11 protein-coding genes and 1 pseudogene are annotated in these 12793 nt (G+C 62.2%); 6 read left to right on the plus strand and 6 right to left on the minus strand.

Features of this window, described 5'->3' with window-relative positions:
- The coding region (locus EOA86_RS05935) for an asparaginase (protein WP_206629965.1) at positions 1 to 654 on the plus strand (654 nt) is incomplete at its 5' end.
- Positions 655 to 662: 8 nt separating this feature from the next.
- Here EOA86_RS05935 and EOA86_RS05940 read toward each other — a convergent pair.
- Positions 663 to 2039 carry a TIGR03808 family TAT-translocated repetitive protein gene (locus tag EOA86_RS05940; protein ID WP_128340978.1) on the minus strand — a complete coding sequence of 459 codons (1377 nt, stop codon included), beginning with the start codon at positions 2037 to 2039 and terminating at the stop codon, positions 663 to 665.
- A 117-nt stretch (positions 2040 to 2156) separates the two neighbouring features.
- On the opposite strand from EOA86_RS05940, the gene EOA86_RS05945 reads away from it, so the two are divergent.
- Positions 2157 to 2630, plus strand: a complete 474-nt coding sequence (locus EOA86_RS05945) for a GreA/GreB family elongation factor (protein WP_029354644.1) — start codon at positions 2157 to 2159, stop codon at positions 2628 to 2630.
- On the opposite strand, the pseudogene EOA86_RS05950 reads toward EOA86_RS05945, so the two are convergent.
- The 3 genes and pseudogenes from EOA86_RS05950 to EOA86_RS05960 all read right to left on the minus strand — a co-directional run.
- Positions 2627 to 2884, minus strand: a pseudogene (locus tag EOA86_RS05950) (type II toxin-antitoxin system death-on-curing family toxin); the annotation flags it as partial. The gene EOA86_RS05945 and the pseudogene EOA86_RS05950 overlap by 4 nt on opposite strands.
- An 8-nt stretch (positions 2885 to 2892) precedes the next feature.
- Positions 2893 to 5016, minus strand: coding sequence for a methylmalonyl-CoA mutase (gene scpA, locus EOA86_RS05955; RefSeq protein ID WP_128340979.1), 2124 nt, complete (start codon positions 5014 to 5016; stop codon positions 2893 to 2895).
- On the minus strand, positions 5013 to 6455 hold the full coding sequence (locus tag EOA86_RS05960; RefSeq protein ID WP_128340980.1) for a methylmalonyl-CoA mutase subunit beta: 1443 nt from the start codon (positions 6453 to 6455) through the stop codon (positions 5013 to 5015). Before EOA86_RS05960 ends, scpA begins: the two co-directional genes overlap by 4 nt.
- Before the next feature lie 258 nt (positions 6456 to 6713).
- On the opposite strand from EOA86_RS05960, the gene EOA86_RS05965 reads away from it, so the two are divergent.
- Positions 6714 to 8258 carry a helicase HerA-like C-terminal domain-containing protein gene (locus tag EOA86_RS05965; RefSeq protein ID WP_128340981.1) on the plus strand — a complete coding sequence of 515 codons (1545 nt, stop codon included), beginning with the start codon at positions 6714 to 6716 and terminating at the stop codon, positions 8256 to 8258.
- Between the two features lie 91 nt (positions 8259 to 8349).
- Here EOA86_RS05965 and EOA86_RS05970 read toward each other — a convergent pair whose 3' ends face one another.
- Both EOA86_RS05970 and EOA86_RS05975 read right to left on the minus strand, forming a co-directional pair.
- On the minus strand, positions 8350 to 9174 hold the full coding sequence (locus EOA86_RS05970; protein WP_128340982.1) for a L,D-transpeptidase: 825 nt from the start codon (positions 9172 to 9174) through the stop codon (positions 8350 to 8352).
- A 536-nt stretch (positions 9175 to 9710) separates the two neighbouring features.
- On the minus strand, positions 9711 to 10373 hold the full coding sequence (locus EOA86_RS05975; RefSeq protein WP_128340983.1) for a haloacid dehalogenase type II: 663 nt from the start codon (positions 10371 to 10373) through the stop codon (positions 9711 to 9713).
- 157 nt (positions 10374 to 10530) lie between these two features.
- Here EOA86_RS05975 and EOA86_RS05980 point away from each other — a divergent pair, with 157 nt between their 5' ends.
- The 3 genes from EOA86_RS05980 (at position 10531) to EOA86_RS05990 (ending at position 12755) form a co-directional block, all read left to right on the plus strand.
- Positions 10531 to 11409: a branched-chain amino acid aminotransferase gene (locus EOA86_RS05980; protein WP_128340984.1), complete on the plus strand. Its 879-nt coding sequence runs from the start codon at positions 10531 to 10533 to the stop codon at positions 11407 to 11409.
- Between the two features lie 105 nt (positions 11410 to 11514).
- Complete coding sequence (locus tag EOA86_RS05985; RefSeq protein ID WP_128340985.1) at positions 11515 to 12111, plus strand: superoxide dismutase; 597 nt, start codon at positions 11515 to 11517, stop codon at positions 12109 to 12111.
- A 200-nt stretch (positions 12112 to 12311) separates the two neighbouring features.
- Positions 12312 to 12755, plus strand: a complete 444-nt coding sequence (locus EOA86_RS05990; RefSeq protein WP_128340986.1) for a cytochrome c — start codon at positions 12312 to 12314, stop codon at positions 12753 to 12755.
- The last annotated feature ends 38 nt before the right edge of the window (positions 12756 to 12793 follow it).

The following is a 12793-nucleotide window of genomic DNA, read 5'->3' on the forward strand; positions in this document are numbered from 1 at the left end:
GTTGCGCTCGCCCGTGCCGGCAAGGCGCCAAACGCACTGCACAACAATTGTTCTGGCAAGCATGCGGGCTTTCTCTGCACCTGCGTCCACGCCGGCATCGCCCATCGCGGCTATGTCAAATCAGGCCATGCCTCGCAGGAGATGGTACGCGACGCAATGCAAGCGGTGACAGGTGCTGCCCATGATTTCCATCATTGCGGCACTGACGGCTGCTCGATCCCGACCTATGCCGTGCCGCTACGCAGCTTCGCACTCGGCTTTGCCCGCATGGCGACCGGTGTCGGCTTTGAACCCGTGCGCGCCAAGGCCGCAAAGCGGCTGCTTTCCGCCTGCATGGCCGAGCCCTTTCTGGTCGCCGGCACAGGCAGGGCTGATGTTGCACTGATGGAGGCCGCACCCGACCGGATTTTTGTGAAGGGAGGGGCTGAAGGCGTCTATTGCGCGGCACTTCCGGAGCTTGGCCTTGGCATTGCGCTCAAATGCGATGATGGCGCTGGCCGCGCCGCTGAAGTCATGGTCGCGGCATGCATTGCCAGGCTTTTGCACGCCGACAAGGCGCTGGCGGCGAAACTGATCGAACAGGCACATCCGCCCATCGAAAGCCGGATCGGCGCCAAAGTCGGCGCACTCCGCCCCACCGCCGCATTGAGCTGAGAACGGCTTTAGCTCACATGATTGCGCTCGACAGTCAGATGCGCATAGCCGGCATTGCCTGATGAGGCGAGATCGCCGGTCACCGGCTCGGCCCAGCGGTGGCCGACGATCGCGCCGTATTGGGCGCCGTCGATGACATTGTCGGAGATGACCGCCGTCCCGGCGCCCTCGACCACGGTGACGGCGATGCCGGTTCCGGCCTTGCGAATGATGTTGGCGGTAGCGACCACATTGCGCATGAACGGCCCCCAGCCGATGTACATGCCGTAGAGCGGCGCATTCTCGACGACGTTGCCGGAGACCGTGGTATCCGCCTCAACGCTGATGCCGACGCCGAAACCGGGCGCATCTGCAGGGTAGGGGCCGCTGGTCGAGAGGTTGCGGACGATGTTTCCGGAACACACGCCCATGCGGCCGCCCTCGTTGAAATTGACAATGGAGATGCCGTTGGCGGCGCCATCGACGATGTTGTTGCTGACGATCGCTCCCTCGAAGGAGAATTCGGAATAGAGCGCCGTTTCGCCGGACCGCGAACAGGTGTTGCCGGTGATGTGCAGATTGCTGGCGCTGTTGGCGCGGATCGCCGAAAACGCGCAGTCCGAGACGATATTGCCCGAGATGACGACGTTGCCGGCGCGGAACGCATTGATGCCGTTGCCGTTCTGGCCGGTTCCCCCGCTACGCGCCTGAATGCGTTCTACGCGGTTGCCGCTGACGATGGTGCCGTCCTCGGCCGCTTGCCAGCGGTGCACCAGGATACCGCCATTGGCGCAGTCGGACACGGTGTTGCCTGATATCTCCAGGCCGGCGGCTTCGACCGAATAGATTCCCGCGTCGGCCGCGCCCGATATTTCCGAGCGCCCGATGCGGCCCGAAGCGTGCTCGAGCGCCAGGCCGCTCTTGCCGCTGCCTGATATCTGGCAATTGTCGATGACAAGGTGAGCGACGCGGCGGAGGTCGAGCAGGCCTTGCGCGTAGTCGCCCATCCAGCGGTTGGTGCCGTCGAACACCAGCCCGGTGACTTCGATGTGCCCGGCCTGTTCGGCCATGAGCAGATGGCCGTTGCCGCCATAGACGATCCGCGATGCGCCCGGCACGCCGGAAAGCCTGACGCGGCTGGGCAGCGACAGGTTGGATACGACATAGGTTCCCGGCGGCAGGAACACCGGCATGTCGCGGTCGTTTGCGTCGCGCAGCAGCCTGGCGAAGGCCTTGCTCTGGTCGTCAAGCGCGCCAGGCCGCACGCCGAGGTCGGCAGCGTTGATCGAGCCGCGGATCGAGGGATTGTCGATTCCGGGCTGGCTGCCCGCCGCTGCCTTGCCGAGCGAGAGGCCCAGGACGGCAAAGCCGGCGGTTTGTGCGAGAAATTTTCGTCTGTTCAACATCGGCACAGATTCCCAGCGTTCGGCCGTCGCGCGCAGGAATCGTGCCAGACCGGATCGGCCGATCCGGTTTGCCGGCAATAGCTTGTGAAGTCGCCGCGCGAGGCATAAGCTCGACTGATGAGCAGAGCCTTCACGCGCGAAGAGGACAGCGAAAACGCCATCGCCGGCATCGGCGAGCGGCCGATCAGTCAGCACCGCAATCTGGTGACGCAACGCGGCCTGGCGCTGATCGACGCCGAACTGGCGGCCCTGCGTGATGATCTGGCCAGAGCGGAAAAAAGGGCCGACCGCGAGCGTATCGCGCTCATTTCGCGCGACCTGCGCTACTGGACCGCGCGGCGTGAAAGCGCCGAGCTGTCCGTGCCGGAATCGGGCAGCAATTTGGTTCGCTTCGGCATGGGCGTCACGCTGGAAGGCGATGACGGCAGGAAGGTACACTGGAAGATTGTCGGCGAGGATGAGGCCGATCCGGGCAAGGGCACAATTTCCCATGTTTCACCGATGGCCCTGGCCTTGTTCGGCAAGAAGGTCGGCGAAATTGCCGTGGTGAACGGCAAGGAATGGGAGATTGTGAAGCTGACTGCCAGTTAGGCCTCGACCTTGACGACATGATCGCGGAAGAACGCCGCCGCGCCAGCCTCGTCGATCTCGCCGGCCGCGACCATCATGACCAGTTGAATGATGTCCGCCTGCTCGGCTTCGATGCTTAGCCCATTGAAATAAAGAAAAAGATCGGCTGCGGCAAAAGCGGTGCGCTTGTTGCCGTCGACGAATGGATTCTTGGCGATGCCGAAAAGATAAGCGGATGCCAGCTTGCAGAGGTCGGGTTCGCCATAGATCTCCCTCTCCGGTGTCAGCCGACCTGCAGCAGCCGGTCCATCAGCCGATCCGCCGCTTCCGGAATGACCGTGCCAGGCGGGTAGATTTCCGTGGCACCTGCCTGACGGACCGCATCGTAATCCTGCGGCGGGATGACGCCGCCGGCGACGATCAGCATATCGTCGCGGCCGAGCTTCTTCAGCGCGTCCTTGAGTTCGGGAATGAGCGTCAAATGTCCTGCCGCTAGCGACGAGGCGCCGATGATATGCACGTCGTGCTCGACCGCGAGTCTTGCGATCTCCTCCGGCGTCTGGAACATCGGCCCAACGGTGACGTCGAAGCCGAGATCGGCAAAGGCCGTGGCGATGACCTTCTGACCGCGATCGTGGCCGTCCTGTCCCATCTTGGCGACGAGAATGCGCGGCTTGCCGCCGGACTTCTCCTCGAATGCCACGATCTTGTCCTGCAGGCGGTCGACCACGGGATTGTCGCCGAGCGCCTTGCGATAGACGCCGGAGATCGTCTGGACCGAGGCGACATGACGGCCGAAAACCTTTTCCAGAGCCAGCGAAATCTCGCCGACCGTGGCGTTGGCGCGCGCGGCGCGAATGGCGAACTCCAGCAGATTTTCGCCGCTCTCCGCGGCCCGGCTCAGCGCACTCAGTGCGCTCTCGACGGCGCCGACATCGCGCGTGCCTTTCAGCCGTTGCAGTTTCGACAATTGCCGGGCTCTGACTTCGGCATTGTCGATCTTCAGCACGTCGACTTTGATATCCGTCTCGGGACGATGGGCGTTGACGCCGACCAGTATCTGCTCGCCGGAATCGATCCGCGCCTGAGTGCGCGCGGCAGCCTCTTCGATGCGCAGCTTCGGTATGTTTCTTTCGGTTGCGACGGCCATGCCGCCCAGGCTCTCGACCTCTTCGATATGGGCAAGCGCGCGCGCCGCCAGATCATGCGTCAGCCGTTCGAGATAGGCAGAGCCTCCCCACGGGTCGATGATGCGGGTGGTGCCGGATTCCTTTTGCAGGATGAGCTGTGTGTTGCGGGCGATGCGGGCCGAATAGTCGGTCGGCAGCGCCATCGCCTCGTCGAAGGAGTTGGTGTGCAGCGATTGCGTATGACCCTGCGTCGCCGCCATCGCCTCGATCATGGTGCGGATGATGTTGTTGTAAGGATCCTGCGCCGTCAGCGACCAGCCCGAAGTCTGGCAATGGGCTCGCAGCGACAGCGAGCGCTCGTCCTTTGGCAAGAAGTTCTTCAGCATCAGGGTCGACCACAAAAGGCGGGCTGCCCTCAGCTTGGCGACCTCCATGAAGAAGTTCATGCCGATCGCCCAGAAGAAGGAAAGGCGCGGCGCGAAACGGTCGATATCGAGACCCGCCGCGACACCGGCGCGGGCATATTCGATGCCGTCGGCGATCGTGTAGGCGAGCTCGAGGTCGGCGGTCGCCCCTGCTTCCTGCATGTGATAGCCGGAGATCGAAATCGAATTGAACTTCGGCATGTGCTGCGACGTGTAGGAGAAGATGTCGGACACGATCCGCATCGAAGGCTTTGGCGGATAGATGTAGGTGTTGCGCACCATGAACTCTTTCAGAATGTCGTTCTGAATGGTTCCGGCGAGGTCCTTCTGCGCAACGCCCTGTTCTTCCGCCGCCACGATGTAGAGCGCCATGATCGGCAGCACCGCGCCGTTCATGGTCATCGACACCGTCATCTCGTCAAGCGGGATGCCGTCGAAGAGCTGGCGCATGTCGAGGATGGAATCTATGGCGACTCCCGCCATGCCGACATCACCGGCAACACGCGGATGATCGCTGTCGTAGCCGCGATGCGTGGCGAGGTCGAAGGCGACCGACAGTCCCTTCTGGCCGGCTGCAAGGTTGCGCCGGTAAAAGGCATTCGACTCTTCCGCCGTCGAGAAACCGGCATATTGCCTGATCGTCCAGGGCTGCTGGACATACATGGTCGGGTAGGGGCCGCGCACGAATGGCGGCAGGCCCGGATAAGTGTCGAGATGCGGCAACCCCTTGAGGTCACCCTGGTTGTACAGATGCTTGATGGCCAGTCCTTCCGGGGTCATCCGCTGGCCCTTGACCTCGATCTGCGCCCGGCGCGGCGCCGACCAGCCGATTTGGCTAAAGTCCGGGATCATGGCGCTGCTCCGATCGATTGATCGAGGCGGATCGGAAACAGCGGCTCGCACACCGCCACGCCCTCGGTGACGGCAGGCCGCCGCTCCGCCGCCAGCGTTTCGACCGGACGTTCGGTCTTCGAAGGGTGAAGCGTCGTGCCGATGATGGCCCGCTCGCCCGCTTGATAGGCAGCATTGCGGCGGGCGGAGGCCGCCTGAACTCGTTTCTGGATGTGTCCTTGCTGCAGGCTGGACAGCACGCCGCCTTCCGCCTCGATCCGCTGGAATTCTTCCCACGCCGCTTCGCCGAGTTCGGCGGTCAGCGCTTCAACGGCGCCCGAACCGCAAGCAGGGTCGGCGACATGATCGATATGGCTTTCGTTGGCCATGATCAGTTGCGTATTGCGGGCGACACGGCGGGCAAAGCCCGTCGGCAGGCCATGCGCGATCGTATGCGGCAGGATGGAGATCGAATCCGCCCCGCCGGCTGCCGCGGCAAAAGCGGCGATCGTGGTGCGCAGGATGTTTGTCTCCGGGTCCGCCGAAGTCATCATGCGGAAGGAGGTCTCGGCATGGATGTTGGCGGTGGACGCGGCGATCGAACATGCCTCCTGGACCCGCGCCCATAGCCTGCGCAGCGCCCTGACCTTGGCCATCGACACGAACTGGTCCTGGTCGACGCTGAGCGCGAAGCCGATATGGGGCGCCGCATAGACAAGCGGCTGGCGCGCCTCCTCGAACATCCTGAGATAGGAGACCGCCGAAGCCATCATGGTGCCCAGCTCCTGCGCTTCGGTGGCGCCGGCATTGTGGAAGACGCGTCCGTCTGCCTCCAGCAGGACCCCGGGCACGCCCATCGAGAAAAAATGCGCCAGGGACTGCGGCATCGACGCCTGCAGGGCCTCGATCGACATGCGCAACCGGCCGGTTCCGGCAAAGATCGCCGCCGGATCGATACCGAAGGACAGGTTGAGCTTTGCCGGGTCTGACCGGCGCTTGCTCAAGAACGCAACCAGCCAGTCGGCCACGGCGCGGCTCCAGGGATGCGCGTCGATGCGAACCTGGATGCGGTTGAGCGGCACGCCGTCGAGCACGGTCTCCAGCGCCTCGGCAGTCCTCGGCAGGCCGTAGCCGAACGCATTCGGCGCGCCTTCGAAAACAAGCGACAATCCGGTGGCGCCCTGTGCGACGTCTTCCAGGGCCTGGACTTTGGCGCGGCCGATATCCGGATCATCGATACGCTGGCTGACGATCCACGGCGAACTGGGATTTGCCCGCGCCAGAGGCTCTGCGGTGACCGAACGGTCGTAGAGCGGTTCGATGCGGATGCCATCGTTCGTATGGGATACGAGCTTTTCCTCGAAGGATCCGCCGGCCAAGGCTTTTTCCGCAAGGCCAAGCCACCGCTGCCGGTCAGGGTTCGGAAGTTCGGCATCGTGGTTCAAGGCACCGGCGCCCATCCGCTCTCCTCGTCTTCTCGGCCGATAGGCCTGGAACGTCAGTCTACGGTTCCCCGTCCCATATCACAATGCAACACGCGTCCTGCGACAATGAACCGTCAACCGATTGCCAAACATGCGCAAAATCCGCAAGCTCCAAAAACTCAATTTCGACCATGGCCATTGTCGCTGCGCAATGGCGTCATTATACCTGCGGCGAGCCCCGCTACTTTCAATAGACCGGGGCTTCAACACTTCAGGTTTGCGGAGACCGGACACATGGCTGACGATACCAGTATTTTCATAGGAGCCAGCCGAAAGTCCGACGACAGCTACCAGCGCGCCGAAAATCTGCTGCTTCAGTATGGCAATCGTCACGGCCTGGTCACCGGTGCGACCGGTACTGGCAAGACCGTGAGCTTGCAGATTTTGGCGGAAGGTTTCTCCAATGCCGGCGTGCCGGTCTTCTGCGCCGACATCAAAGGCGACCTGTCCGGTATCGCGATGATGGGCACGCCACAGGATTTTCTGGTCAAGCGTGCCGAGCAGGTCAAGCTCGATCCCTATGATTTCCAGGAATTTCCGGTCATCTTCTGGGACTTGTTCGGCGAGCAGGGCCATCCGATTCGCGCCACCGTCTCGGAAATGGGGCCTCTGCTTCTGTCGCGCCTGATGAATCTCTCCGAGGCGCAGGAAGGCATCATGAACATCGCCTTCCGCATCGCCGACGAGGAAGGCCTGTTGCTGCTGGACCTGAAGGACCTGCAAGCGCTTCTTGCCAACATCGCAGAACGCGCCGAAGAAATCGGCGCTCGCTACGGCAACGTGACCAAGCCCTCGGTCGGCGCGATCCAGCGCACGCTGCTGGTTCTGGAACAGCAGGGAGCGACGAATTTCTTCGGCGAGCCGGCACTACGGATCGCCGACATCATGCGCACCACCCGCGACGGCCGAGGCGCCATCAGCGTGCTGGCTGCCGACAAGCTGATGATGAATCCCCGGCTCTATGCGACATTCCTTTTGTGGCTGATGTCGGAACTGTTCGAGGAGCTGCCCGAAGTCGGCGATCCCGACAAGCCGAAGCTGGTCTTCTTCTTCGACGAGGCGCACCTTCTGTTCGATGATGCGCCGAAGGTGCTGATCGACCGCGTCGAACAGGTGGTCCGCCTGATCCGTTCGAAGGGCGTCGGCGTTTACTTCGTCACCCAGAATCCGCTGGATATCCCCGAAACGGTTCTGGCCCAGCTCGGCAACCGGGTGCAGCACGCCTTGCGCGCCTACACGTCGCGGGAGCAGAAGGCCGTGAGAACGGCCGCCGAGACCTTCAGGCCAAATCCCGACTTCGACTGTGCAACCGTGATCACGCAGCTCGGCACCGGAGAGGCGCTGGTCTCGACTCTGGAAGCCAAAGGTGTTCCGTCCATGGTCCAGCGTACGCTGGTTCGCCCGCCGTCTTCACGCCTTGGCCCGATCACGCCTGACGAGCGCCGCAAGCTGATCACTGAGAGCCCGGTTAGCGGGCAATACGACCAAACCATCGATCGTGAATCGGCTTTCGAGATGCTGCAGAAAAAAGCCAAGGACGCTCTCGACGCAGAGGCGCAGCAGCAGGAGAGCGGCCGCTCACGCTGGACTATCCCAGGCTTCGGCGATGACGATTCTGCCCCCCAACCCACCGGCGGCAGGCGGGCACCGGCGCCGCGATCATCCAATCGCCAGACGGTGGCGGAGGCGGCGATCAAATCGGTGGTTCGCTCGGTCGGCTCGTCCGTGGGCCGGGCGATTGTGAGGGGTATCCTCGGCAGTCTGGCAAGAGGGCGCTGACAGTATTGGACCTCGGTTTGAGAATATCCGATGCTCAAGCAAGAGCATCGGGTTCAGAGGTACGCCGGCCGCTCCAGCGCTTTCAAACAGCTCAGAAGATCGAGTCCGAGATCGACCTTGCCGGGCCGAGCAGGATGGATCCATCCGGGACGCCCGCATCAATTGGAATGGCTTTGCGGTCTGCCGTGGCAACCAGTTCGTGACCGACACCGGCGGTAACGATCACCGGCGTCTTGTTGGGCACACGGTCATAAAGGTCGATAATGTCCTGATTTATCAAGCGAACGCACCCAGATGACACCGATTTGCCTATGGAAAACCACTCCGGCGAGCCGTGCAGGCGGTAAAGCGTGTCCTCGTTGCCCTCGAAGAGATACAGCGCCCGCGCTCCGAGCGGATTGGTGAGCCCGCCGGGCATGCCGCCATTCTCGGCGCTGTATTTTGCGTGCTCTGGCTGGCGGGCGATCATTTCGGCCGGCGGCGTCCATTTCGGCCACTTCTGCTTCCACTGGACGACGGCATCGCCAGACCATTCGAAACCGGCGCGACCCAGCCCGACCCCATAACGAATGGCTTGTCCGCCCGGACGCACGAGATAGAGGTGGTGGCCGGACGTATCGACGACGATGGTGCCTGGCGCTTGGCCGGTCGGATCGGGAACGATCTGACGCAGAAATTGCTCGTCGATTTTCTCGTAGGGTATGCCCGGCAGCTCGAACCCACCGTCGCTGACCGGACCGTACATTGTTGCATAGTCCATGAGCGGCGGCTCGACATTGGCTGGCGGCGGCGGCTCGACCGGCCGGCCTGCCGTCGTGGTGCAGGCGGAAACCGCAATCGAGGCGACGCCTAGCGCAGCGGCGTTGAGAAAGCCGCGACGGCTCAGGCGATAGGGGTCGATTTCGGTTGTGGACATCGTTGCCTTTTTTAAGTCTCATATCGAAACAGAACATGAATACGCCAATCAGTACGGCGCGCCAGCCCTACCAATGCGTGGCGCGATAGGCGGTTCCGATTCTGGCCTGAGGGTGGACAAACAAAGGCAAAGCTGTGACGGGTCCGCCCCTGTTGCGCCGAGGCAACAGGCCTACAACGCCGTGCGCCCATTTGGACGCGTAAAGGACGCTGTAGCACTTTTACTTTGCGCATGATCCTTTGCAAATCGAACCCGATTTTTGGGTCATGCGCTAGCCCGCAATTCTCACACTCGATGTGGCCTGCGCCGGTTCAAGAAGCCGGCAGGGCAGGAGCCGCGCGCAGAGCGATGCAGTCCCATCGGGCAAGCGCCGCGACACAGCCTGCGGCTTCTTCAACCGGCCCGGGTTGCTCTTCGGCGGGCAGATACGGTGTGGCGCTGCTCAACCGTAGGTCTCTATACGCTTTTCGCAGGCCGACACCGTATCTGCCGCGCCGAAGAGCAACGCAGGCGACATGGAGTGTGAGAATTGCGGGCTAGCCTCCGGCCAGCAGGCCTTCGAGCGAGGGCAGGATCAGGGCCGGGGGAAAGTCCCGGTATTCCTCGGGCTGGTTGGAACGGTTGATCCAGACTGTCCGGAAGCCGAACTTGGTGGCGCCGGCGACGTCCCAGCGGTTGGATGACTGAAACGACACCGCACCCGGATAGAGACGCCAGCCTGTCGTGACCATGTCGTAGACCGCCGGATCGGCCTTGAAGCGCTTGACGGCCTCGACGGAATAGATGTCGTCCAGAAGCTGGTCGAGCGCGGCCGATTTGACCGCCGCTTCCAGCATTTCAGGCGAGCCGTTGGAAAGGATCGCCAGCTTGGCCCCCGACGCCTTGAGCGCCTTGAGCACGGCCGGCACCTCCGGATAGCAGTCCAGGCGCCAATAGGCGTCGAGCAAGTTGGCCCTGAGGCCCTTGTCCGCGGAGGGAACCTTGCGCAAGGCGAAATCCAGCGCCTGTTCGGTGAGTTGCCAGAAATCGGCATGGGCGCCCATCAGCGTCCTCACCCAGGAATATTCCAGTTGCTTGGCCCGCCAGATCTCCGACAGGAGCTGGCCGTCCGGCCCGATCTGGTCGGCATGACGGCGCACGGCGGCATGGACATCGAACAGCGTGCCGTAGGCGTCGAAAACGTAAGCCGCATGGTGCATGGTGACAGTTTTGCGGCGAGGCAAGGCGGGGCGCAAGCCCAGATTGCAGTTCGCATGCCGCTGGCCTTAACAAATCTCAGCCATTTCAGTTGACGGCAGACGCCAAAGCATCTTCCAATGGGGGGACAGGACAGCTTTTAAAACGCGGAACCAAGCGATGACACTGGCGGCTGCGGCGCAATCCGCGACATGGACCTTCGTGGATGGCAACTGGTATGAAGGCAATGTCGCCATTCTGGGGCCGCGCAGCCATGCCATGTGGCTCGGCACCAGCGTGTTCGACGGCGCCCGCTGGTTCGAGGGCGTCGCCCCCGACCTCGACCGCCACGCCGCGAGGGTGAACGCATCGGCGATCGCGCTTGGTCTCAAACCATCCATGAGCGCCGAAAAGATGGTCGGGCTGACCTGGGACGGGCTGAAGAAATTCGACGGCAAGACGGCGGTGTATATAAGGCCGATGTACTGGGCCGAGCATGGCGGCTATATGGGCGTGCCGGCAGATCCGGCCTCGACCCGTTTCTGCCTTTGCCTCTACGAATCGCCAATGATCTCGCCGGCGGGCTTTTCGGTCACCGTCTCGCCGTTCCGGCGCCCAACCATCGAAACCATGCCGACCAACGCCAAGGCCGGCTGCCTCTATCCCAACAATGGTCGTGCCATCCTCGAAGCCAAGATGCGCGGCTTCGACAATGCCCTGGTGCTCGACATGCTGGGCAATGTCGCCGAGACCGGAACCTCGAACATTTTCCTGGTCAAGGACGGCCATGTCCTGACGCCGGCGCCGAACGGCACGTTCCTGTCCGGCATCACCCGCTCGCGGACGATGACGCTGCTTGGCGAGTATGGGTTCAAGACCACCGAGAAGACGCTGTCGGTGCGCGACTTCCTCGAAGCAGACGAGATATTCTCGACGGGAAACCATTCGAAAGTCGTGCCGGTCACCCGCATCGAGGATCGCAATCTCCAGCCTGGGCCTGTAGCCAAGAAGGCGCGCGAACTCTACTGGGATTGGGCCCATTCGACTTCGACCGGCTGACTGGCGAAAAAGCGAACCGGCGCTTCATTCCGGAGTTGCTCCATATCAATCCAGACCTATGTTAGTCCGGTATCGCACCGGATTTTTCCACGAGGAGTACGACCGATGGCTTTTGAACTGCCTGCCTTGCCCTATGACTACGAAGCCTTGCAGCCTTACATGTCGAAGGAGACGCTGGAGTATCACCACGACAAGCACCACAAGGCCTATGTCGACAACGGCAACAAGCTGGCTGCCGAAGCTGGGCTCGGCGATTTGTCGGTCGAAGAGGTTGTGAAACAGTCCTTCGGCAAGAACCCCGGGCTCTTCAACAATGCCGGCCAGCATTACAACCACATTCATTTCTGGAAGTGGATGAAGAAGGGCGGCGGCGGCAACAAATTGCCGGGCGCGCTGCAAAAGGCGTTCGACAGTGACCTCGGCGGCTACGACAAGTTCAAGGCCGACTTCATCGCCGCCGGAACCACCCAGTTCGGTTCAGGCTGGGCCTGGGTTTCGGTCAAGGACGGCAAGCTGGCGATCTCGAAGACGCCGAACGGCGAGAATCCGCTGGTCCATGGCGCGACGCCGATCCTGGGCGTCGATGTCTGGGAGCACTCCTATTACATCGACTATCGCAACGCCCGGCCGAAATATCTCGAAGCCTTCGTCGACAGTCTCATCAACTGGGACCATGTCCTCGAGCTCTACGAAGAGGCGTAGGCCTAACTGAGTTGCAGAAAAGCCCCGGTAAAACCGGGGCTTTTCTTTTGGCTCAAGATCGGCCGCCCTTTTCCAGCACTGAACGACTGTCGCAAAAAATTCACACAAGCGTGAGGCGAATTTCCGGAATTTTTAAGCCAATTTTGCCGTTATCGATCAGTGCCGACCATCCGAAACGTCTTCACCATGGAGCCAATTGAATGAGAAAGCTTATCCTCGCCATCTCGACGCTCGCCTTCGCCGGTTCGGCGGCATTCGCCGATCCGATCCAGGAGCGCCAGGCCCTGATGAAGGAACGCGGAAAGATCGCCGGCCAATTGTCGAAAGTGGTCAAGGGCGAGGCCGCCTATGACGCCGCGGCCGTGCTGGTGGCGTTGAAGGCGCTGCATGCCAACGCCGAGAAATTCCATGCAAATGTCGAGACCCTTTTCCCGGCTGGCAGCGAAACCGGCGACACCACCGCTGCCCCCAAGATCTGGGAGGATATGGCCGGCTTCAAGGCGCTTGAGGAAAAATATCTCGCCGACGTCAAGGCTGCGGCAGCCGCCGCCCCGGCCGACGTCGATGCCTTGAAGGCGGGGTTCAACACCATAGGCGGCGATTGTGGCACCTGCCACCAGACATACAGGATAAAGAAGAGCTGATCGCGGGCGATGCGCCTGCTGAAAAAGCTCGTCGGCGC

Origin of the sequence: Mesorhizobium sp. M5C.F.Ca.IN.020.32.2.1, assembly GCF_004023105.1 — a bacterium.
In the GTDB taxonomy this organism is placed as follows: domain Bacteria; phylum Pseudomonadota; class Alphaproteobacteria; order Rhizobiales; family Rhizobiaceae; genus Mesorhizobium; species Mesorhizobium wenxiniae.

Bases quoted from the DNA above. Each gene is read 5' to 3' on its own strand.
- EOA86_RS05960 (WP_128340980.1), bottom strand. From the start codon at position 6,455: ATGGGCGCCGGTGCCTTGAACCACGATGCCGAACTTCCGAACCCTGAC.
- EOA86_RS05985 (WP_128340985.1), top strand. From the start codon at position 11,515: ATGGCTTTTGAACTGCCTGCCTTGCCCTATGACTACGAAGCCTTGCAG.
- EOA86_RS05940 (WP_128340978.1), bottom strand. From the start codon at position 2,039: ATGTTGAACAGACGAAAATTTCTCGCACAAACCGCCGGCTTTGCCGTC.
- EOA86_RS05965 (WP_128340981.1), top strand. From the start codon at position 6,714: ATGGCTGACGATACCAGTATTTTCATAGGAGCCAGCCGAAAGTCCGAC.
- EOA86_RS05990 (WP_128340986.1), top strand. From the start codon at position 12,312: ATGAGAAAGCTTATCCTCGCCATCTCGACGCTCGCCTTCGCCGGTTCG.
- EOA86_RS05970 (WP_128340982.1), bottom strand. From the start codon at position 9,174: ATGTCCACAACCGAAATCGACCCCTATCGCCTGAGCCGTCGCGGCTTT.
- EOA86_RS05980 (WP_128340984.1), top strand. From the start codon at position 10,531: ATGACACTGGCGGCTGCGGCGCAATCCGCGACATGGACCTTCGTGGAT.
- scpA (WP_128340979.1), bottom strand. From the start codon at position 5,016: ATGATCCCGGACTTTAGCCAAATCGGCTGGTCGGCGCCGCGCCGGGCG.
- EOA86_RS05975 (WP_128340983.1), bottom strand. From the start codon at position 10,373: ATGCACCATGCGGCTTACGTTTTCGACGCCTACGGCACGCTGTTCGAT.
- EOA86_RS05945 (WP_029354644.1), top strand. From the start codon at position 2,157: ATGAGCAGAGCCTTCACGCGCGAAGAGGACAGCGAAAACGCCATCGCC.